The sequence below is a fragment of the Vibrio aestuarianus genome, from assembly GCF_028858425.1.
Taxonomy (GTDB): Bacteria; Pseudomonadota; Gammaproteobacteria; order Enterobacterales; family Vibrionaceae; genus Vibrio; species Vibrio aestuarianus.
The window spans coordinates 897,587-919,568 of sequence record NZ_JAKNYQ010000001.1 but is presented as its reverse complement, the minus strand read 5'-3'; the positions used below and the strand labels follow the sequence as shown (position 1 = coordinate 919,568).

Annotated in this window: 20 protein-coding genes; 4 read left to right on the top strand and 16 right to left on the bottom strand. The window is 42.7% G+C overall.

Annotated features, from left to right (window positions below):
• Window positions 1-68: 68 nt before the first annotated feature.
• Window positions 69-1,448 (bottom strand): DNA repair protein RadA, encoded by a 1,380-nt coding sequence (gene radA / locus MCT08_RS04375; RefSeq protein WP_053310826.1) that lies wholly within the window; start codon window positions 1,446-1,448, stop codon window positions 69-71.
• Between the two features lie 191 nt (window positions 1,449-1,639).
• Here radA and MCT08_RS04370 point away from each other — a divergent pair, with 191 nt between their 5' ends.
• Window positions 1,640-3,985 carry a PilZ domain-containing protein gene (locus MCT08_RS04370; RefSeq protein WP_274677942.1) on the top strand — a complete coding sequence of 782 codons (2,346 nt, stop codon included), beginning with the start codon at window positions 1,640-1,642 and terminating at the stop codon, window positions 3,983-3,985.
• Window positions 3,986-4,034: 49 nt separating this feature from the next.
• Here the strand turns inward: MCT08_RS04370 and serB are convergent, their stop codons facing one another.
• The gene (serB, locus tag MCT08_RS04365; protein WP_274677941.1) at window positions 4,035-5,015 is read right to left on the bottom strand and encodes a phosphoserine phosphatase; all 981 of its coding nucleotides are present in this window, start codon (window positions 5,013-5,015) and stop codon (window positions 4,035-4,037) included.
• Window positions 5,016-5,196: 181 nt separating this feature from the next.
• Between serB and MCT08_RS04360 the strand changes: the two genes are divergently transcribed.
• Complete coding sequence (locus MCT08_RS04360) at window positions 5,197-5,811, top strand: YtjB family periplasmic protein (RefSeq protein WP_071233057.1); 615 nt, start codon at window positions 5,197-5,199, stop codon at window positions 5,809-5,811.
• Between the two features lie 92 nt (window positions 5,812-5,903).
• On the opposite strand, the gene deoD is transcribed toward MCT08_RS04360, so the two are convergent.
• From deoD to MCT08_RS04315, 9 genes are all read right to left on the bottom strand, one after another.
• Window positions 5,904-6,623: a purine-nucleoside phosphorylase gene (deoD, locus tag MCT08_RS04355; RefSeq protein WP_053310822.1), complete on the bottom strand. Its 720-nt coding sequence runs from the start codon at window positions 6,621-6,623 to the stop codon at window positions 5,904-5,906.
• A 78-nt stretch (window positions 6,624-6,701) separates the two neighbouring features.
• Window positions 6,702-7,922: a phosphopentomutase gene (gene deoB / locus MCT08_RS04350; protein ID WP_274677940.1), complete on the bottom strand. Its 1,221-nt coding sequence runs from the start codon at window positions 7,920-7,922 to the stop codon at window positions 6,702-6,704.
• 20 nt (window positions 7,923-7,942) lie between these two features.
• Entirely contained in the window at window positions 7,943-9,271 is a 1,329-nt protein-coding gene (gene deoA, locus MCT08_RS04345) for a thymidine phosphorylase (RefSeq protein ID WP_261917396.1), read from the bottom strand.
• A gap of 112 nt (window positions 9,272-9,383) precedes the next feature.
• Window positions 9,384-10,160 carry a deoxyribose-phosphate aldolase gene (gene deoC, locus MCT08_RS04340; protein ID WP_053310819.1) on the bottom strand — a complete coding sequence of 259 codons (777 nt, stop codon included), beginning with the start codon at window positions 10,158-10,160 and terminating at the stop codon, window positions 9,384-9,386.
• 529 nt (window positions 10,161-10,689) lie between these two features.
• Window positions 10,690-11,973, bottom strand: coding sequence for a NupC/NupG family nucleoside CNT transporter (locus MCT08_RS04335; protein ID WP_053310818.1), 1,284 nt, complete (start codon window positions 11,971-11,973; stop codon window positions 10,690-10,692).
• A 207-nt stretch (window positions 11,974-12,180) separates the two neighbouring features.
• Window positions 12,181-12,966 carry a TatD family hydrolase gene (locus tag MCT08_RS04330; protein WP_274677939.1) on the bottom strand — a complete coding sequence of 262 codons (786 nt, stop codon included), beginning with the start codon at window positions 12,964-12,966 and terminating at the stop codon, window positions 12,181-12,183.
• Window positions 12,953-13,096 (bottom strand): DUF5363 family protein, encoded by a 144-nt coding sequence (locus MCT08_RS04325; protein ID WP_168521133.1) that lies wholly within the window; start codon window positions 13,094-13,096, stop codon window positions 12,953-12,955. Before MCT08_RS04325 ends, MCT08_RS04330 begins: the two co-directional genes overlap by 14 nt.
• 20 nt (window positions 13,097-13,116) lie before the next feature.
• Window positions 13,117-13,890, bottom strand: coding sequence for a peroxide stress protein YaaA (gene yaaA / locus MCT08_RS04320; RefSeq protein ID WP_171979508.1), 774 nt, complete (start codon window positions 13,888-13,890; stop codon window positions 13,117-13,119).
• 157 nt (window positions 13,891-14,047) lie between these two features.
• A complete protein-coding gene (locus MCT08_RS04315; RefSeq protein ID WP_274677938.1) occupies window positions 14,048-15,475 on the bottom strand; it encodes an alanine/glycine:cation symporter family protein in 1,428 nt (475 codons plus the stop codon).
• Window positions 15,476-16,182: 707 nt separating this feature from the next.
• Between MCT08_RS04315 and MCT08_RS04310 the strand changes: the two genes are divergently transcribed.
• On the top strand, window positions 16,183-16,362 hold the full coding sequence (locus MCT08_RS04310) for a DUF3545 family protein (RefSeq protein WP_053310814.1): 180 nt from the start codon (window positions 16,183-16,185) through the stop codon (window positions 16,360-16,362).
• Window positions 16,363-16,409: 47 nt separating this feature from the next.
• Here MCT08_RS04310 and MCT08_RS04305 read toward each other — a convergent pair whose 3' ends face one another.
• The 3 genes from MCT08_RS04305 to nfo all read right to left on the bottom strand — a co-directional run bounded on the left by MCT08_RS04305 (window position 16,410) and on the right by nfo (window position 18,897).
• A complete protein-coding gene (locus MCT08_RS04305; RefSeq protein WP_053310813.1) occupies window positions 16,410-16,961 on the bottom strand; it encodes a hemerythrin domain-containing protein in 552 nt (183 codons plus the stop codon).
• An 88-nt stretch (window positions 16,962-17,049) separates the two neighbouring features.
• Entirely contained in the window at window positions 17,050-17,730 is a 681-nt protein-coding gene (gene ung / locus MCT08_RS04300) for a uracil-DNA glycosylase (RefSeq protein WP_053310997.1), read from the bottom strand.
• A gap of 273 nt (window positions 17,731-18,003) precedes the next feature.
• Complete coding sequence (nfo, locus tag MCT08_RS04295) at window positions 18,004-18,897, bottom strand: deoxyribonuclease IV (RefSeq protein ID WP_274677937.1); 894 nt, start codon at window positions 18,895-18,897, stop codon at window positions 18,004-18,006.
• A 322-nt stretch (window positions 18,898-19,219) separates the two neighbouring features.
• On the opposite strand from nfo, the gene grcA reads away from it, so the two are divergent.
• A complete protein-coding gene (gene grcA / locus MCT08_RS04290) occupies window positions 19,220-19,597 on the top strand; it encodes an autonomous glycyl radical cofactor GrcA (protein ID WP_053310811.1) in 378 nt (125 codons plus the stop codon).
• Between the two features lie 137 nt (window positions 19,598-19,734).
• On the opposite strand, the gene thrC is transcribed toward grcA, so the two are convergent.
• Window positions 19,735-21,018, bottom strand: a complete 1,284-nt coding sequence (gene thrC, locus MCT08_RS04285) for a threonine synthase (RefSeq protein ID WP_053310810.1) — start codon at window positions 21,016-21,018, stop codon at window positions 19,735-19,737.
• On the bottom strand, window positions 21,015-21,971 hold the full coding sequence (gene thrB / locus MCT08_RS04280; RefSeq protein ID WP_053310996.1) for a homoserine kinase: 957 nt from the start codon (window positions 21,969-21,971) through the stop codon (window positions 21,015-21,017). The genes thrC and thrB overlap by 4 nt, the downstream gene beginning before the upstream one ends.
• Window positions 21,972-21,982: the final 11 nt, after the last annotated feature.

The window sequence follows — 21,982 nt, the reverse complement described above, 5'->3', positions numbered from 1 at the left end:
TTCCCTACCTAAGAAGGATAGCTAAATTCACATCATTTGCTGTATTTTAAACGAAAGCTCATACGAAATTACAACTCATCAAACGCTTCTATCGCTTCTGACAATTTTTTTACTCCGTGTATTTGCATGCCAGCAATACCACCTTTAGGCATGTTTGCTATTGGCACCACAGCTCTTTTAAAACCATGTTTAAATGCTTCGTTGAGCCGCTCTTGACCACTCGGCACTGGGCGAATCTCGCCAGCTAGCCCAACCTCACCAAATACGACCACGTCTTTAGGTAGCGGTTTATCGCGAAAACTAGAAAGCAGGGCCATTAATAGTGCTAAATCAGCACTGGTTTCCGTTACTTTCACCCCACCAACCACATTCACAAATACATCTTGGTCTGCCATTTGTAAACCGCCATGCTTATGCAGCACTGCAAGCAATAATGACAAACGGTTTTGCTCCAAACCAACCGCGACTCGTCTTGGATTAGCAAGTTGGGAGTAATCGACCAGTGCTTGGATTTCAACCAGTAATGGGCGAGTTCCTTCCCAAACCACCATCACCGAACTGCCTGATGTATCTTCTTCACCGCGTGATAGGAAAATGGCAGAGGGGTTACTTACTTCACGCAAACCTTGGCCAGTCATCGCAAACACACCAAGTTCATTAACCGCTCCAAATCGATTTTTATGACTGCGTAAGGTTCGAAAACGACTATCGGTTCCACCATCAAGTAATACCGAGCAATCAATAATGTGTTCCAGAACTTTAGGTCCTGCCAACGTTCCATCTTTGGTTACGTGCCCGACTAAAAACACCGCTACATTATTTTGCTTAGCGTAACGAGTCAGTGCGGTTGCTGATTCTCTGACTTGAGCAACCGTACCCGGAGATGATTGAACATCAGCGACATGCATAACCTGAATAGAATCTATCACCATAATTCGAGGTTGCTCTTTTTCTGCTATCTGGCAAATACGGTCAACGTTAGTTTCAGACAACATTTTCAGATTATCTTTGGGCAGCCCCAGTCTAGACGCGCGCATCGCAACTTGCTGTAACGACTCTTCACCAGTCACATATAAAGTTGGCATTGAAGCTGAAAGCTGACACATAGTTTGCAGCAATAAGGTTGATTTACCTGCTCCTGGATTACCACCAATCAGTATCGCAGCACCTGGAACGACACCACCACCCAATACTCGATCAAGCTCTTTAAAGCCGCTGGAGAATCGAGGTACTTCCTGTAAGTTTATGTCAGAAAGCACTTGTACTTGCGATTCAGACACCGCGCCGGCATAACCACTTAAACGCTCATTACGCGCAACTTGGGGAGATGCTGCCAAACGAACCTCAGAGATGGTGTTCCAAGCACCACATGCGCCACATTGACCTTGCCAACGCGGGAAATCGGCGCCACAATCATTACAAACATATGCGCGTTTTACTTTTGCCATGAGCCCTCAACCATTCTGATTTATTGCCGTTCATTTATAATCAATTGGCTCAAATAGTAAGCCAATAAAATATATTGCAGTGATGCAGGTTAATTTCTGTTTAAATAAAGGTTGAACCTTCGCTACAGATAACTAAAGATTATGATAACTGTGCCGATTAACCTATGAGAGCAACACTTTAGCAGAAAAGTATGCAGCAATCTGAAATTCTATCAATCGCCGAGCGTTTGATTCCGGCTTATGGATCCACCGATTTTGAATACCTTTTGTTACAAATGACAGAAGATGAGCCGCCGTCGGTCAAATTATTGGTAAAGATGGAACTCAACCGCCTTATGGCTCCTTGTATTAGAAGTATCGACTTACGAGGGCGAGTGCAGGGCGAGTGCCGAGAATACTTATTAGATGGTCGTAAGCATTGGTTAGATGATGTTGCGTTCAATGCCTACCATAAGAGCATAAAAAAATTTGGTTCTTATACCGATGGTGTATGGGAAGCGTTAAATAATACTCGTAATAACTTCCGAGTCATGCAGCAGCGCGGCACCAACAATCCGCAAAAATCGGCCAATGTGAATACCCTCTTTGAAGCAGAACCCGTCAAACTTGGTTATGACCTTAAACGTCAAGAAAATCGCTTAAGGGTGACATCTCAAGTCGAAATCCATTTGCAAAATAATCAGCAAGTTAATGGTCTGAGTGTAGACCTGTCAGCGTCAGGAGCAAAATTCAAAGTTCCGGCTGCATTCGACTACAAATTGGGCGAAGTTATTAAGGTTCATTTTTCAGAGCTTAATAAATCGTCTGAAGTGGTTGGCCTGCACAATACCATTGAATATCGCATCCTTGGGATTGAAGAGTCCTACGATAACGATGCGGTTAAGTTTTTACGAACCTTGAAGCTTTCTGACACCAATGTCATCGAAAAGGTTATCAACGAAGCACTTCAAAATAATTCGCAAAAAGCGCGTCATGATAACCAAGACAAGTTAATTAGAGCTCGCACCCGTGGTTACGAACATACTTACCTTAAACATACCTGTAACTTACCCGTCTTTTTTAGCGGTGATGAGCTAAAACTCGTATTGCTGACAGAGAATAATCAACCAATCTGGCAATATTGGCATGATGAGCGCAATCAGCAGGCTCTCGGTTCTTTATTTAAAAAAGAGCGCATGCAGCAACTGACCAAACCGGGAATTCGCGGTAGTAATAACGTGATGTATTCATTTAAGCATGAGCATCAAGGTAAGACACTGTTCTTCTCAATGATGATGCCAGAAGCAAGTCGTGAACAACGTAAAATGTTCTGGCATGTCGGAGCTCGTCGCGACAGCTGGAAAGCATTCCGTTTATTCGTCTTTGAGCTTTCAGATGAAGAACGCAAAGAACTCGCTAATCATGCCAGTGAACTCTCTGATCGCTCCAGTGAACTGACCCACTGCGGGATATTGCAAGAAATTGGTGATGAACAGTCCGCCAAAGATTATCTACTGATCGACAAGCCTAAGTTAGCAAATAGCGAACTCAATGCGTTCAGACACTCAAGAAAAATCATTGGTGAGCCAACCGGTATTTATTTCGATGCTCGCTCGCGTAGAAAAGAACCCCGCTATAGTCTCAAATCACCTCTAACCATATCAAGCAAAGGGGATGCTACTGCTGAAGGTTATACTGTCGACTTATCAAAGCGAGGGCTAAGCTTAATTGTAGATACGCCGCTAACAGTGAAGGCTGGAGATACAGTCAGCGTCAATTTCCGCGAGCTGCAACTCTATGATAAAAAATTACCACTCAATCGTGTTCCTTACAGCGTAGTGCGCATTGGTCCTGAAGGCCGTCGTTTGCAATTGATGATCGAAGACAATACTCAAACAACCAAAACGATCGCTTTTTTCAATAGTCTTATTGAAAATAATCAAGACAAACTACCAGCCAAAGAAGAAGTTTTGCCAAGCCACCAGCTTTTGGAAGGGCTACACAATATTTTATTGGATAAGATGATCAGCACCCCGATATTTATTGATAAACATGGGGTGAACCTCAGACCGAAAGTAATCGGTGTTAACTACCCGCTTCCCCCGCATTTGGTATTGCTTGCTAAACTTGGACAAGAGCATCGAATCTCATTGGAACCGATTTTTAAAAACCACACCAATACATTGCTAGCCAAACCTATGAAGCGTATTGAGGGGGCAACACCTCAATATAATGAAGTGTATATTGCGGCGATCAAATTTGGCGGGCGTATTCAATCAATCCAATCTAAGCTGTTGAGTGATTTTGAAAGTACCAAAGAACGCATTGCCTTCATTCAAAAAGCGCAGCTGATGGGGGAAATCTACGTGTTGCGTATTTGCAGTGCACCAGTATTTGACCCCATAACAACACTACTGCGCAGTGATCTTAATGAGCTTGCACAAATCAGCATTCACCACGCCCGAGCTTTAGAAAAAGAGATCACTGCCATTGTCGGATATGGGGAACTTGTTGATATTACCGATGAAATATTAATTCGTTTAGAACTAACGCTTTAAAAAGAGCGCTGTTTTCTGCGCTCTTTTCATCATTAGTGACGGCAACAGACTAAGGCTTCGCTTGCCAACTGATTTTTTGTTTTTTGACCAGTTCAGCAGAAAGAATACACAACACGCCCCCTAAACCAGCATAACGCACTGCGCTTTGCGCTTGTGCTTCTACTTTCGGTTTTGCATGATAAGCCACCCCCAACCCAGCGGCTGACATCATTACTAAGTCATTGGCACCATCACCGACTGCCACTGTATTGTGCACTTCAATATCATATTTTTCGGCGAGTTCATGCAATATATCAGCCTTGGTTTGAGCAGAGACAACATCGCCTAACACCTTGCCCGTTAGCTTGCCGTCTATAATTTCAAGCGTATTTGATTGAGCATGATCGAGCTGTAAAAACTCTTTTAAATAGTCCGAGAAATAGGTAAAGCCGCCCGATGCTATCGCCGTTTTCCAGCCCAATGCATTTAAAGTGGCAACAAATTCTTTGAGATCTGGCATGTAAGGCAATGTGGAGCGTACACTTTCAAGAATCGATTCATCCGCTCCGGCGAGCTTAGCTACCCGCTGGCGCAGGCTTTGCTCAAAATCTAACTCCCCCTGCATCGCTCGCTCTGTCACTTCAGCAACCTCATCTCCCACCCCGGCTAATTTAGCAATCTCATCAATACATTCAATTTGAATAGCCGTTGAATCCATATCCATCACAATAAGACCCGGTTTCGATAAGTCAGGCACTTCACTTAAGCGCGCATAGTCGATTTCAAGACCTTGTAAAACCTTTTCATGTTCATTAGTGAACTTCCCCGCCATTAACGCGACTTCGTAGTGACCGACCTTCCACATATCAAGCACCGGATTGTAATATCCGGTAAAGAAGTCAATATCATCAAAACATTGGGTCGATAAATACGGTGCGAAAATAATCCAGCTCGCTTTAGATTTATCTAATTGAGAAGAGAAACGAGTCTCAGGTAAACGGTTAAGTAGTGTGGTATGCCTTTTAATTGGCAAGGTTTTTAGCGCATCCATGTTTATCATTCCTTAGTTAATGCTTTCAGCCTCAATGAACAAGGTGTCATCAAAAAAATTGATCGCCACTTTATTTCGAGTATCTCTCATCAGGCTCTATTAGCAAGACGTTACCCTATTGCAATTTAAAAACGCAAGTATCAATATGGGCAAAGTTTCAATTAATTCCGTTAGGTTGATTATGGATGGCTCATTATTTTCATTTCGTGTCGCAATCCGTGTGATTACGGTTGTTTTCTTAGCCGGGATGTTTTTCTTTACCGTACAAAATAGTGTCGTGATCAGCAAAGGAAATGAACGAATTCAAGCCAACCAGCTAGAGACGCTCACTAATGTGCTCATTTCACAAGCCTCGCTATCAGCAGGTAACATGATTGCCGAACAAGACCAAGAGCGCTTACTTGCATTAACCAACCAGTTGGCGCAAGACAGCTTAGTGTTTGATGCCACCATTTATGATGCAGAAGGTATCAAGCTCGCTGCCAGCGAAAGTGCGCTAAGCGTTAGGGAAGTGTTAGGGTTAGATACACCGCTGGAAACCGCTCGCATCGGCCGTCAGCAACTTGTAGAGCCCGTTTACCACGACGGTAGCATTATTGGTTTTGTCCGTATAACCTTTGAAACTGGCAAGGTTACTGCTATTTCGGACCACCACTACAGAAAAAGCGATCGCTATATGTATCTGATGCTGCTAACCAGTTTTGTCAGCGGAGTGTTACTTACGTTAGTACTACGCCGTAAACCGAAAAATAAAGGCGAAAACCTGTTACTACAAAATGTTGATGACCTCTCTTAACCATCAATATGTAGCGATAAAAAAACCTCAGTGTTAACGCTGAGGTTTTTTATTTGAGCTAATGATTAAAGATCTTAATCAGAGCACATTAATTACTGTGCATCACCAATTAATACTGAATCTAAGGCTATTTCAATCATCTCATTAAAGGTGTTTTGACGCTCCTCTGAAGTCGTTTGTTCACCTGTTTTGATATGATCAGATACGGTACAAATCGTCAATGCTTTTGCGCCGTATTCAGCAGCAACACCATAAATACCTGCCGCTTCCATTTCCACACCAACAATGCCGTACTTATCCATCACATCAAACATTTCTGGATCAGGTGTGTAGAAAAGCTCAGCTGAAAATAGGTTGCCTACTTTGACATCAATGCCACGAGCCGTTGCTGCTTCTTCAGCCGCCTTTACCATTTTGTAATCGGCTATTGCAGCGAAATCGTGATCTTTGAAGCGAATACGGTTCACTTTTGAATCCGTACATGCGCCCATGCCGATCACGACATCACGTACTTTGATGTCTTCACTTACTGCGCCACAGCTACCAACACGGATAACCTTTTTCACACCAAAGTCTTTAATCAGCTCGGTCACATAGATAGAACATGATGGAATACCCATACCATGTCCCATTACTGAAATTTTACGGCCTTTATAAGTGCCAGTGTAACCAAACATGTTACGAACATCGCACACTTGAACGACATCATCGAGGAAAGTTTCTGCAATGTATTTTGCACGAAGTGGGTCACCAGGCATTAAAACGACGTCAGCGAATGCACCCATTTCCGCGTTAATATGTGGAGTTGCCATTGAAAATATCCTTTATCTAAAATTGACGAAAGAATAGAGAGTACCCTCTCTATTCATATTCAAAAATGCAATGAGCACTTAAAGAAAGTTCTTACCATAATCCATTGCCGAAGTACCAAAGTACTGCGCGATAGATTGACCGATGTCTGCGAAGGTATCACGACAGCCCAACGATCCTGCAGCCACTTTTTGGCCATACACTAATACAGGAATGTGCTCACGAGTATGATCCGTACCCGGCCAAGTTGGGTCACAACCGTGATCCGCCGTTAGGATGAGGATGTCGTCTTCTTCCATAAGCGCCAATACTTCTGGCAGACGATTATCAAAATATTCAAGTGCAGCCGCATAACCTGCCACATCGCGACGGTGGCCATAAGCTGAGTCGAAATCAACAAAGTTAGTAAAGACAATGGTGTTATCTTTCGCAACTTTAATTTGCTCTAAAGTTGCATCAAACAACGCAGGAATACCTGTTGCTTTTACTTTTTTCGTAATACCGCAGTTGGCATAGATATCGGCAATTTTACCAATAGAAACGACGTTGCCTTGTTTCTCATCAACCAATTTTTGCAACACAGTAGCCGCAGGTGGCTCTAAAGAAAGATCACGACGGTTGCCGGTACGCGCAAACTCTCCCGCTTTAGGGCCAATGAATGGACGAGCGATAACGCGACCAATGTTGTAATCTTCCAATTCTTCACGAGCGATTTGGCAAAGTTCAAGTAAACGATCAAGACCAAACGTTTCTTCATGACAAGCAATTTGGAATACTGAATCAGCAGACGTATAGAAAATCGGCATGCCCGTCTTCATGTGTTCTTCGCCTAAATCATCTAATACTTGCGTACCAGAAGCATGGCAGTTACCCAAAAAGCCAGGAAGGTTAGCACGCTTTAGAATTCGGTCGGTAAGCTCTTTGGGGAAGCTGTTTTGCTTATCGCTAAAGTAGCCCCATTCAAACAGCACAGGCACGCCGGCAATTTCCCAGTGGCCTGATGGCGTATCTTTACCTGATGACAACTCTGCCGCATGACCATAGGCACCAATAATCTCAGCGTTGGCATCCAACCCTGGAGCAAAACGCCCAGTTGACTCTTTGTGAGCCATCGCCAAACCTAATTTGGATAAGTTTGGTAAGGTTAACGCCCCTTTACGGTCTGCATTATCTGCATCGCCTTTTACACATTGCTCTGCAATGTGACCAAGCGTATCTGAACCGACATCACCGAACTTTTCTGCGTCTGCCGCTTCGCCAATACCAAATGAATCTAATACTAAAATAAATGCTCTTTTCATTGCTCTCTCCAACCAGCGTGTTACACGTCTTCTGCACGAATTTGACGGTAAACATCTGGTGTTGGTGTATATTCTCCGCCCACTTTAATGGCGTTTTGTAAGGCTTTTGCCGCTTCTTGCCACTGCTCTTCGTTACGCGCATGAATCATAGCCAGTGGTTTGTTGCTATCAGCGACTTCGCCTAAACGGATAAATTGGTCAAAACCCACCGCGTAATCAATGCTGTCTGTTGCAACGCGGCGTCCGCCACCCATGCCCACAACAGCCATACCAATTGCACGAGTATCCATTGCCGATACCACACCACTTTCTAGTGCGTAAACGGGTTTAATGATCTCGGCTTTATCAAGGTAATGATCATAATTTTCGACGAAATCAGCAGGACCGCCTAAACCTTTGACCATTTTGCCAAAGCACTGCGCAGCTTTACCGTTATCGAGCACCGCCATCAGTTTAGTGCGTGCTTCATCGCTATCTTTCGCTAAGTGACCGAGTACCAGCATTTCAGCACAAGAAGCCAAGGTAATTTCAAGTAAGCGAGGGTTACGGTACTCTCCAGTTAAGAAACGAACTGCTTCGCGCACTTCAACTGCATTCCCCGCAGAAGAGGCTAACACTTGGTTCATGTCCGTTAAAATAGCCGTTGTTTTGGTGCCAGCACCATTTGCTACCGCAACGATCGATTTCGCTAACTCTTCAGAAGCTTCGTAGGTTGGCATGAAAGCGCCCGAACCCACTTTGACATCCATCACTAGAGAATCTAAACCTGCTGCCAGTTTTTTCGAGAGAATAGAGGCTGTGATCAGTGAAATATTGTCCACCGTTGCCGTAATATCACGCGTGGCATACACACGTTTATCCGCAGGAGCAAGATCACCCGTTTGACCAATGATCGCCACCCCTGCCTCTTTCGTCACTTGACCAAAAACATCGTTAGTTGGTGTGATGTTATAGCCAGGAATAGATTCCAATTTATCCAGTGTTCCACCGGTGTGGCCAAGCCCTCGGCCTGAAATCATCGGCACAAAACCGCCACAAGCAGCTACCATTGGGCCAAGCATTAGTGAGGTTACATCACCCACACCACCAGTTGAATGCTTATCGACTATAGGGCCATCAAAGTTCATGTAGTCCCAATCGATCACCATGCCTGAATCGCGCATCGCACAAGTCAATGCAATGCGCTCTGGCATGGTCATTTCATTAAAGAAAATAGTCATAGCAAAAGCAGCTATCTGACCTTCAGATACCGTATTTTTTGCTACGCCTTGAATAAAGAAGTTAATTTCGTCAGCGGTAAGTATTTCGCCGTCACGTTTTTTACGAATGATTTCTTGTGGTAAATACATTAGATCCTCCCAAGCAATACGCTTTGGTCAGTAGGGTAAAGAGGTAATGCGGAGCCATAAAAACAGCCCCACAAATCAGACTTATTGTTATCAGTTCAGATGTAACCTACGATTAGTACGCGGCAGGATCTGCTGTTTGGTCTGTTACTTCTAATGTATTTAAAAGGTTAGTCAGTAGACTTGATGCACCAAAACGGTAATGCATGTTATCGGCCCATTCGGCACCTAATAGCTCATCAGCCATAGCGAGGTACAATGCCGCATCTTCTGCTGTACGCACACCACCAGCTGGTTTAAAACCAACGGTTTTAGCAACGCCCATATCACGAATTACTTCTAACATCATACGTGCGTATTCTGGCGTAGCATTCACTGGCACTTTACCGGTTGAAGTTTTGATAAAGTCAGCACCAGCTTCAATACAAATTTGCGACGCTTTTTTGATCAATGCTTCTTCTTTCAATTCACCCGTTTCGATAATCACTTTCAAAAGGATATCGCCACATGCTTCTTTACATTGCTTAACAAGCTCAAAACCGACTTGTTCGTTACCTGCGATTAATGCACGGTAAGGGAAAACAACATCGACTTCATCAGCACCATACGCAACAGCTGCTTTTGTTTCAGCCACTGCGATTTCAATATCATCATTACCATGAGGGAAGTTCGTTACTGTCGCAATACGAATCTCTGGTGTGCCTTGCTCACGAAGTGTCTTCTTAGCAATAGGAATAAAGCGAGGGTAAATACAAATTGCAGCTGTATTGCCTACTGCTGTTTTAGCATCATGACAAAGGGCGATCACTTTCGCGTCTGTGTCATCATCGTTTAGCGTAGTCAAATCCATCAATTTTAGTGCACGAAGTGCTGCTGCTTTTAAATCGCTCATTTCTATCTCCGATCAATATATTCAAATAGTTCACTACTGGCACGCGAGTTGTTGGTGCGCTTTTTCCCAGTAGCCACAAATGAACGGACTTGGTTCCCTGAAGACTCGGAATGTTGAACATTCCAATTGCTATCCCTGTCACCGCACAGTACCAATTTGGCCTATGGCACAAACAATGTTGCTCCAATATTGAGCTTTTATTGCTGTGTCTAACGTATATCAAGGCAACACCGTTGCCCTAGCTCCAGATCATACTCCATGTATTGATTAGTGCTAGCTAAAAACTTTCAATATTCCATTGAAAATTAATCTCACCGATACAGTATAGATTTTCGCTACAAAACTGTAGCGCCATTCATAGAGCAAACGGTTTGTATCTCAAAAAGAGTCTAAATAACCTTAGACTATCTCTCTTTTTTTGCATGGCTCAATAATGAAATTAAACCCAGAAACAAAAAAGCCCCGCAGCAATTTCTTGCTACGGGGCGATATTAAATGGCGTCTATAAATTAATTACTTTTTAACTAAATTATAGCGCAGCTAGGCTTAAGCAGAAGCCTGCAATTGTCGCTGCCATAAGGTTAGACAACGTACCAGCAAGTACAGCTTTAATACCCATACGAGCAATATCGCTACGACGGTTTGGAGCAAGGCTACCAAGACCACCAAGTAGGATTGCGATAGAAGAAAGGTTCGCAAAACCACATAGAGCGAATGAAATAATTGCAGTCGTCTTCTCAGACATCACTTGACCAGTTGCAGCAATAACTTGCGCGTTCTCACCTAAGTAAGGTGTGAAGTTTAGGTAAGCAACGAATTCGTTAACCACTAATTTCTGACCGATGAATGAACCAGCGGTTACCGCTTCAGCCCATGGCACACCGATAAGGAATGCTAGTGGAGAGAACGCATAACCTAGAATCAGCTCTAGAGTTAGCTCAGGCATACCGAACCAACCACCGATACCACCCAACATGCCGTTAACAAGAGCAATCAAACCAACGAAGGCAATCAACATTGCACCAACGTTTAGCGCTAGCTGTAGACCAGATGCCGCACCGCCCGCTGCTGCGTCGATAACGTTAGCTGGCTTATCGTCGCCGCCGTCTAATGCTTCATCGAAATCTTCATGAGGCTTATCAGTCTCTGGGTGAAGAATCTTAGCAAATAGAAGACCACCAGGTGCTGCCATAAATGATGCTGCAACAAGGTACTCTAGAGGAACACCCATTGAAGCATAACCAGCCAATACACCACCAGCAACAGAAGCAAGACCACCACACATTACTGCGAATAGTTCAGATTGTGTCATCTTAGGTACAAACGGACGAACAACAAGTGGTGCTTCAGTTTGACCTACGAAAATGTTTGCCGCAGCTGACATTGATTCCGCACGAGAAGTACCCAGAGCTTTTTGAAGCGCGCCACCAAGAATCTTGATAACCCACTGCATAACACCGATGTAGTAAAGTACAGAAATAAGTGCAGAGAAGAAGATCAGTGTAGGAAGAACACGGAAAGCGAAGATGAAACCACCACCACCGAACACTTCGAACATCTTGTTAGAAACAAGACCACCGAACAAGAATGATGAACCATCGTTACCGTAGTTGATAACGTTAGATACACCAGTTGAGAAACCGTTTAAAAGATCACGGCCCCAAGGTACGTAAAGAACAAATGCACCTAATGCAAATTGGATGGCAAAAGCGCCGCCCACAGTTCTGATATTGATAGCTTTACGGTTAGATGAGAATGCAAATGCAATAGCAAGAAGCACTACCATACCGACTAGGCTCATAAACAGGCTCATAGTTTATGACTTCCTTATAAGTTATTTATTGGCGTGTTACAAAATGGAGCTATAAAGCGAGGTGATTATACTCATCCCTCCTTAGATAAAGTAATGCCAGCCTCACACTTTCTTATAAGATTCAGCTCGCATTCACTCACTTATGTGAGCCAACTCACCATTTACTGATACAAAAATCACTAGCCATACATTTCATTTCGAATTCATTCACAAAGAAAATAGCAGCGAGTGACTATTTTCCCATAAGGCCTCAGCAATCGATTGCTCTGACTGCCCCCTTAGCAAAGCAAGCGTTTGCACAATAATTGGCAAATATTTAGGGTGATTCACTTTACCTTGCAAGCCATTTAATGGCATGTCTGGTGCATCCGTTTCGAGCACTAAACTTTCGAGAGGCAAAGCGCAAATAGCCAAACGAGTTTTATTGGCCCTTGGATAGGTGATGATTCCCCCTACTCCAATTTTAAAGCCAAGATCAATAAACTGCCTCGCTTGCTGCTCACTTCCGGAAAAGGCGTGTAATATTCCACCTTGGTTAAAGTGGTGTTTTTTCAAAAGCTGGAGAACACGATTGTGAGCTTTACGGCTATGTATAATAAGAGGTAAAGCCGTCTTTTTCGCCAACTCAATTTGAACTTCAAACATCGATTCTTGCAATTTAGAGTCAACGTCTATAGCGAAATCAAGACCACATTCCCCTAAAGCCAGGCACTTGTCGTGTCTGTTATCTAATGCTTGTTCAAACTGATCTATATAAGAATGTGATGATTGAGATAAAAAATAAGGATGAAAACCTAAAGAAAAATAGAGAGCAGGATAACTTTCCGCCAACTGAGCAACTCGCTGCCAATTGCTTGGACCAATCGCTGGAACCAGTAATTTCTCAACTCCAGATTTCTGAGCAAGTTTAATGTGTAGGTCAACATTTTCAGAAAAAACAGAAAAATCAAGATGGCAATGAGTATCAAACAGACGTAGCTTACTGATGCTCACGTTTAGTCTCTTTATCCGTAGCCGGGTCTTGTCGATAAGGGACACAGCTGCGCTTTTTATCAGGTGTCAGCCCCATACTTTCGCACCAACGATCATAACGTGAGATTTGCCTTTTCAACCACTGCCACATATTACCACCTAACTATATCACTACTGCTCTTCACGCTTGAAAACGAGCTCAGTCGCTGAAGATTCTTGTTCAACAAAGTAGTAGCCTGCACGATCAAACTGAGTCAATTGCTCAAGTGAGGACACTTGATTATCGATGATATAACGCGCCATCATACCGCGCGCTTTTTTCGCATAAAAGCTGATGACCTTATATTGTCCTTTTTTACAATCCTTAAAAACGGGAGTAATGATCTGACCATCTAACTTTTTATGATTGACGGCTTTAAAGTATTCATTAGAGGCTAAATTAATCAATACATTATCCCCTTGCTCTTGCAGAGCTTGGTTCAACTTATCAGTAATGATATCTCCCCAAAACTGATACAAATTAGCTCCTCTCGCATTGCTCAATTTCGTTCCCATTTCCAAACGATAGGGCTGCATTAAATCAAGCGGCTTCAACAGGCCGTACAAACCAGACAACATTCTTAGATGCAGTTGAGCATAATCAAAGTCAGCATCTGATAACGTTTCAGCCTCAAAACCAGTATAAACATCGCCTTTGAAAGCCAAAATAGCAGGCCTTGCATTATCTGTAGTGAAGGTTTTACTCCATTGAGCAAAACGTGCCACATTCAAGCCAGCAATTTTATCACTGACCTTCATTAATTGAGAAATGTCGCTAGGGGTTAGACGACGACATACTTCAATGAGCTCCGCGGAATGATCGACGAGTTCAGGCTGAGTGAATTTATTGGTGACTAGCGGAGATTCGTAATCTAACGTTTTAGCTGGAGATACAACAATGAGCATACCTTTCTTTCCTCTATATTTATTATTTAACCTGAGTTGAGGTTATTAAATCAAAGCGGTCAACGGCTTCAATTCATCTTATGGATAACAGAGTACAAAAAAAGCCATGCAGTGTCTGCATGGCTTTGCCAATCTATTCAATTGTTCGTAACAATGGTTATTTATTGTTGTTATCCCAAATACCATCTTCTAACTGGGATTTTAGCTCTGGATATTCATTGGCATCAAAGGTTGGAACCTTGCCTGCCTTTAACTGGCGGTTATAGTCTTTCGCCAGTTTAATTACGATGCCAGACAGCAGCAGAATCGCCACTAAGTTAACAATCGCCATCAAGCCCATCGAAACATCCGCCATTGCCCATACGGTTGGCAACGTAGCCAAAGAACCAAACATCACCATAGCAAGGAATACAATTCGGAAAACTGTTAACCCTTTCTTATTGTTATGCTCTAAAAAGATGAGGTTGGTTTCAGCATAGGAGTAGTTAGCAATAATGGAAGTAAAGGCGAAGAAGAAAATCGCAAGTGCAACAAAAATACCCCCCCAACTACCAACTTGAGAACTTAACGCGCGCTGAGTTAATTCAATACCCGTAATTTCACCATGTGGTACATATTCACCAGACATTAGGATAATGGCAACCGTCGCTGAACAGATCACGATAGTATCGATAAACACACCCAACATTTGCACATAACCTTGTGAAGCAGGATGCGGCGGATAAGGAGTTGCAGATGCTGCAGCATTTGGTGCAGAACCCATACCCGCTTCATTTGAGAACAAACCACGCTTGATACCGTTGATCATCGCTTGTGCAATTGCGTAACCCAAACCACCCGCAGCGGCTTCTTGCAAGCCAAATGCGCTCTTGAAAATCAACGTGAGCACGGCTGGCAATTTTTCAATATTGGTTACCATCACAAACATTGCTATCGCTAGATAGGCTAATGCCATGAAAGGCACAATCAATTCAGCGGTGCGTGCAATTTTACGAATACCACCAAAAATAACAAAGGCTGAAATCGCAACAATGAAAATACCCACATGAAACGGTTCAAAGCCAAATGCGTTATTCATTGCTCCAGCAATGGAGTTTGCTTGAACGGCATTGAACACCAAACCGAAAGCGATAATAAGGAAGATAGAGAACAAGACCCCCATCCAACGCATGCCAAGACCTTTTTCCATGTAGTAGGCAGGCCCACCACGATAGTTACCGTCTTTGTCACGAGTTTTGTACAACTGAGCAAGCGTACTTTCTGCAAAAGAAGTAGCCATACCTAACATGGCGATTAACCACATCCAGAAAATAGCACCAGGCCCACCAGCGGTTAGAGCAACAGCAACCCCCGCCATATTTCCGGTACCGACACGAGCAGCAAGGCTAGTACATAATGCTTGAAAAGAGGAGATACCCGCTTTGTCTGCTTTACGGCTATTTTTTAGCACACTGAACATGTGGCCAAAGTGGCGAAACTGGATAAACCCTAAGCGAACGGTGAAGTAAACCCCAACACCGACTAAAAGATAAACAAGAATTGATCCCCAAAGTAGATCATTCATTAAATTGATTAAGTCTGTCACAAGAACCTCTCATAGAGTGATAGCGCTGGCCGCAGAAAAGTTAATGAAAGAACACACATGTCTCGTTAAACATCCTTTCGAGCATGCTTTTATCGATATTATTAGATGTGTTCTATTCATCCAAAACGCGAGAGATCTCACATTTTGCAGAGGCCGCGTATTTTTTGACGAACGGATAATGCAACCTGAAAGGTGAAAAATCAATATGCATCAAGTTTAGTTAAAATGTTATTTTTCACCATAAAATCACCTTCAATTAACATTAAGTCAATCAAAACACCAACAACAGCAAAACAAATAACAATCAAAAAACCAACATTGCAGAATAAAAAACAACCATAGAAACTCAGTTGCATCAACTTAATCTCAGCCATTGAGAATCAAGGGTTCATTCGATTGATTAAAGAATTTTGCATAATTAGATAATTATTTTTCGTTAAGCGCTCAAAAAAAAACCACCCTCCCACATCAAAACACTCAAAACAACAATTAGTTAACATTCTCAAATATGAATAAAATCGTTTGCTTTGGTTAATTGCTCGCTTTTCATACCAAACATCTCAACTGAAAATGTGAAATTCTGGTCAAAATCCAATAAAAGCTTCATAAAAAGGAAACAAATGAGAAACAAATCATAGTTAGGCTAAGTGAAAATGTGCTATCTAGAATGCACGACATGGCGTAATCACAACAACAAGAGGTTGCTTATGGAAGGCTTGCAATTTGACGAAATGTTGGAAATGGAAATCACGAAAATACGCTCCAGCCGCGCTAAACCAGTAAAGCGAATGTGGCGAGAAATAGAATTAATTCAAGATCAAAAACGATTGCAAAGAGAATTGATGGAGATGGATGTCTGCTTCGAAGCAGAACTTAGCAAAATTTAACCGTAAAAAGAGGCATCTTGAGTAGATGCCTCTTTTTTCACTGCTCGTTATTGGCATTCAGAAGCGGTTTGTCTCACTCGCTGAGCCAGTTGCTGATACTGTTCTGCAATCGTTTCACCAAATACCGGGTCATCCTCTGATTGACTCCATTGAACCTCTACCGCTTGCCAATCCGCAATGGTAAAGGTTTGACTAATCAATGGAAGTATTGACTGCTCTTCAAGTTCTAAATGCCGCTTCTGGGAAGAGATGAACGCTTCTAACTGCTCAATGAATACATGCTGTGGAACCACTGCATCTTGCAAAATCATATCGACAATATCTAGGAAATCATGGGTTATACCCGATAGTTCCGAGTGTTCTTTCTCTAAATTTTCGATCTCATTTTGTTGACCATAGTGTTCAATATAGTAGCGATAAATGATGTCTTCTTTCGGGTGGTGCACTGTTTCGGAGTGGCTCCCCAGATAATCTACAATTTCTCTGAGCAACGCATAGTTAACACTTTGCTCATTCTTGAGTTGGTGCAATTTACTACGCAAAATTGCAAGCAAGCGCGCCATGTAGCCATGCTCTCTTCGGATCCTTTCAATCATCATTGTGCTTCTCCATTACACATAACTTTAGCTAAGTGTATAAAAGGATTGCACTCCACGCTTTGACACTGCTCGAAAAAACATCAAATTATCATTCATCGAGCAGAGGTTGCCAATTAATAGGCTCTTTACCTTGCTGGATAAGCAATTGATTCGTTTGAGAGAAATGTTTACAACCAAAGAAGCCTCGATGGGCCGATAGAGGAGAAGGATGAGGAGCCATTAATACATGATGTCTGCTGCGATCGATCATACGGCCCTTTTTCTGGGCATGAGCTCCCCACAATAAAAACACCACTCCATCACACTGCTGATTAACAGCATCTATGACTCTATCTGTGAACGTTTCCCACCCCGTATTGGCATGCGAGTGAGCTTGACCTTGCTCAACGGTCAAGACCGTATTGAGTAACAACACCCCTTGTTGCGCCCAACTTTTCAAATATCCATGCGAGGGAATTTGAAAACCCGGAATATCCTGCGCCAGTTCTTTATACATATTGACTAAAGAAGGTGGCGTTTTCACCCCTGGTAATACAGAAAAGCACAACCCATGCGCTTGCTTTGGTCCATGGTAAGGATCCTGCCCTAGGATAACCACTTTGACTTCATCAAATTCAGTAAAACGAAATGCGTTGAACACATCATTAGCTGGAGGATAAATGACTTTCCCTGACGACCTTTCTTTTTCTACAAACGCCATTGTTTGCTGAAAATAGTCTTGTTGCTTTTCGTGGCCGATAACATCATGCCAAGTCAGTGATTGAGTCATAAAAGAGCCCTGTGAAGTAAGTATGGCTAACATTGTACCCACAAATACTCATTACTGCATGAGTCAACTTCACAGAGCTTTAGCTGATTAATGAGACTTTTGTTGCGGCGTTCGAGCATGTCCTTGCCCCGTAACATGGCGGTTAGGTATTGGTAGTCGAACAGGTCTGTGAGTATTTACAGTACGTGGCATTGAATGAAACATAGTGGCATCCTCCTTCATTACAGACTTAGCTATGCATAAGCCACTATGAAAGAAAGATGCCAACTTTAGTTACGATTCAATTATAGAGAGCGATTCAACATGAAATTGCCTTAGTGTCTGAATTTCTTGTGACCAAATATCAGGATCAATCGTTTCTAAAATCAAAGGGATACCATCAAATCGTGAGTCTTTAGCAATATATTCAAAACAGGCCCAACCGATTTCCCCTTTGCCCAATGAATGATGGCGATCGACTCGACTAGCAAATTCTGCTTTTGAATCATTAATATGCATTGCCCGCAAATAGTGCATACCGACGACGCGATCAAACTCAGCAAACGTCGCCTCACAAGCTTCCATCGTGCGTAGGTCATAACCAGCAGTAAAGGTGTGACAAGTATCCAAACACACTCCAACTCGTGATTTGTCGTTCACTTGTTTAATGATTTGCGCCAAATGCTCAAAACGCCACCCTAAATTGGTACCTTGCCCAGCTGTATTTTCAATAACAGCAATCACATCGGGTACAGCTTGATGTGCCAAATTGATCGACTCGGCAATAGTGGCAAGACACTCGCTTTCCGACACTTTTTTTAGATGGCTGCCAGGGTGAAAATTAAGTAGCGTCAGTCCAAGTTGTTGGCAACGCTCCATTTCATCGATAAAAGCTTGCCGTGATTTTTCGAGCTTATCCGCTTCTGGAGCACCCAAGTTAATCAGATAGGAGTCATGCGGCAGAATGTGCTCTGAATTAAACCCTAGCATCAAACAATTGGCCTTAAAGGCACGAATGGTTGCCTCCTCTATAGGCTTGGCCACCCATTGCCGCTGATTTTTAGTAAACAAGGCAAATGCATTAGCCCCAATTTCTCTTGCTCTTAGTGGGGCTTGATCGACACCACCTGCGGCAGATACATGAGCCCCAATAAACTTATTTCCGATACCTTGTTTTCTGTTTGTCATTAAATCACTTTATACTTTCAACATTAGTTTCTAATTGTCTGATTTTACATTGAGCAGGTCAAACCCACCCTACTTATGTAGTAAAATTACAACAAAATTACCATTAAAATATTTTTTATGGTTTAAAATAAAATTAAAATCATTGTTTTTAAAAGATTTATTGATTCAAATCAAAAAATTAACCACCATAAATTTAATGTTTTTAGTTGTTTTTTGACCTAAATCAATATTAATATCATGGATATTAGCTATATAATACTGAGCTCAACAAAATTCGAAAGTTAACACCAATAACACCACTAAGGTGGACTAGGAGATAGTAATGATCCAAGGCATTCAAATTACAAAAGCAGCAAACGACAACCTACTTAATTCTATCTGGTTGCTTGATAACGAAAAGAACGAAGCTCGTTGTGTTGCAGCAAACGCAGGCTACGAAGCAAATCAAATTATCGCGGCAAGCGATCTTGGTGAATACGAAAGCCGTGAAGTGGCTATCGAAACTGCACCTCGCATCGAAGGTGGCCAGCACCTGAACGTGAACGTTCTTAAGCGTGAAACGCTAGAAGATGCTGTTGCACACCCAGAAAAGTACCCACAGCTAACTATCCGTGTATCGGGTTACGCGGTACGTTTCAACTCATTAACGACTGAACAGCAACGTGATGTGATTGCTCGTACGTTTACTGAGACTCTATAATCAATAAAAAATTGATTCGTTAGATGCAAAAATGGCGCTCATAGAGCGCCATTTTTATTACTTACATCAGAGAAAAAATACAGCTAATGAATGGAACCTGATTTCCTGATTTTTACATCAGAAAATCAAGTATTGCCTTAAGGCTGGACTTTTCGTAGTACCGCTTTCAATGCATCAAAGTCGTTATCTAGTTCTTCCGATAACAACTCCATTACAGCATGTTTAGCTAATGGCGCTGGTAGTTCAATATCTGTTGCTAATACTTCATCAACGACTTCTTTGAACTTGGCTGGATGCGCAGTACACAAGAACAGACCAGTTTCACCTTCTTGCAACTGTTGATCTAATAGTCGATAAGCAATTGCACCATGTGGTTCACAAAGGTAATTCAACGCATAAAGTTCGCGCACTGACTCTGCACTTTGCTCATCAGATACCGCACCTTTTCCAAGAGTATCTAACCCCCAGCCTTTGAGTCGACATAGCTCCTCAATACGCGGCCAGTTGTTTGGTTGGCTAACATCCATCGCATTTGAAGTCGTTGCCACTGTTGGTTTCGGATCCCACTCGCCTGTTTCTAGGTAGCGAGGGACAGTATCATTAGCATTGGTTGCAGCGATAAAGCGTTTAATTGGCAAGCCTAATGCCTTAGCTAATAAGCCAGCCGTTAAGTTACCAAAGTTGCCACTTGGTACTGAAATAACCAAGTTTTCACGCTCTGACTTACTCATCTGCGCTGCCGCTTCAAAGTAGTAACAAATCTGTGCCATTAAGCGACTGATATTAATTGAATTAGCGGAATTAAGGCCTATCTCTTGGCGCAGCTTCGCATCATCAAATGCTTGCTTCACTAGTGCCTGACAGGCATCAAAGTCACCGTTAATGGCAACAGTGTGGATATTGTTACCAAGTGTACAAAACAATTTTTCTTGCAGCGGGCTGATCTTCCCTTTCGGATAAAGAATAACCACATTAATATCTTCCATGCCATAGAATGCATGTGCCACAGCCGCACCTGTATCGCCAGATGTAGCAGTTAAAATCGTAATTTTTCCGCCGTTAGATACTGCTGCTAAAGATTGCGCCATAAAACGGCCACCAAAATCTTTAAATGCCAGTGTTGGGCCATGGAAAAGCTCTAACGCATAAATACCATCTTTCACTGATTTGATTGGCGCTGGAAATTGGAAAGCAGCATCAACCATTGCATTTACTTGCTCTGCTGGTAACTCATCACCAATCATTGCAGATAAAATTTTAGTGCTACGAGAAACAAAATCTTCCGCTAAAAGCGCATCAATATCATCAAACTTTGGTAATTCCGATGGAAAAAACAGTCCCTGATTACGACCTAAACCTTGGCGCACAGCTTGGCCAAAAGAGACTTTTTCATCATTTTCTTTTATGTTGTAGAGCTTCATAGAGAACTTCCTGTAACGGTCGAACCATTTTTGTCTAAACGACAAATATGGACGAATCCTTCTTCATTTTGTACGTAATTTTGTTCCAGCCAGCGAGCGACACGCTGCGCGACATCTTTTTCTTTGCAAATACTAAATAGTGTTGGGCCACTACCAGAGATACCCGTAGCCAATGCGCCTGCCGATATCGCATATTTGCGAGCATCAGCAAAACCGGGAAGCAGTTTCTCACGATATGGTTCGGCGATCACGTCTTTGATCATTTTCGCTGCAAGTTCTGGCTGTCCAGAATGGCAAGCATGGATAAACCCAGCCAAATGACGACCATGAGCAATAATGTCTTGTCGACGATATTGAGAAGGTAAAATAGCGCGAGCTTCGGCAGTAGATACTTTAATACCCGGGTAAGCCATGACCCAATACCAATCATCAAAACAAGGCACTTCTTGGCTGATAATACCAAGTTCTTCGAGCATTAATTGCACACCACCAAGATAACACGGCGCAACATTATCATAATGCACACCACCGGAAATTTGACCTTCCATCTCCCCCATCAACGCGAGAAGCTCAGTTTCATTCAAAGGTAAATCATGAAAACGATTGAGTGCATCGAGCGCAGCCACAATTGAACATGCGCTCGATCCTAGCCCTGAACCAATCGGCATGTTTTTTTCTAGCGTCATTTCGAGTGGCTTAAGTGCAATACCTTTCTTTTCAAGCTCTCGAGCAAACACGACCCAACAATCGTACACAATATTTTCTTTTGGGTTTTCTGGCAATTTGGCGACGAAGCTACCCGCAGTTTTCAATACAAAAGGTTCGCTTCCCGCTTTGATCTGAACGCGGTCACCAAGCAAGCTTCCATCAATCGGTGACACAGCAGCACCTAACACATCAAAGCCTACACTGACATTACCGATAGAAGCCGGAGCGTAAACCACCACTCCCATATCACTTGAAC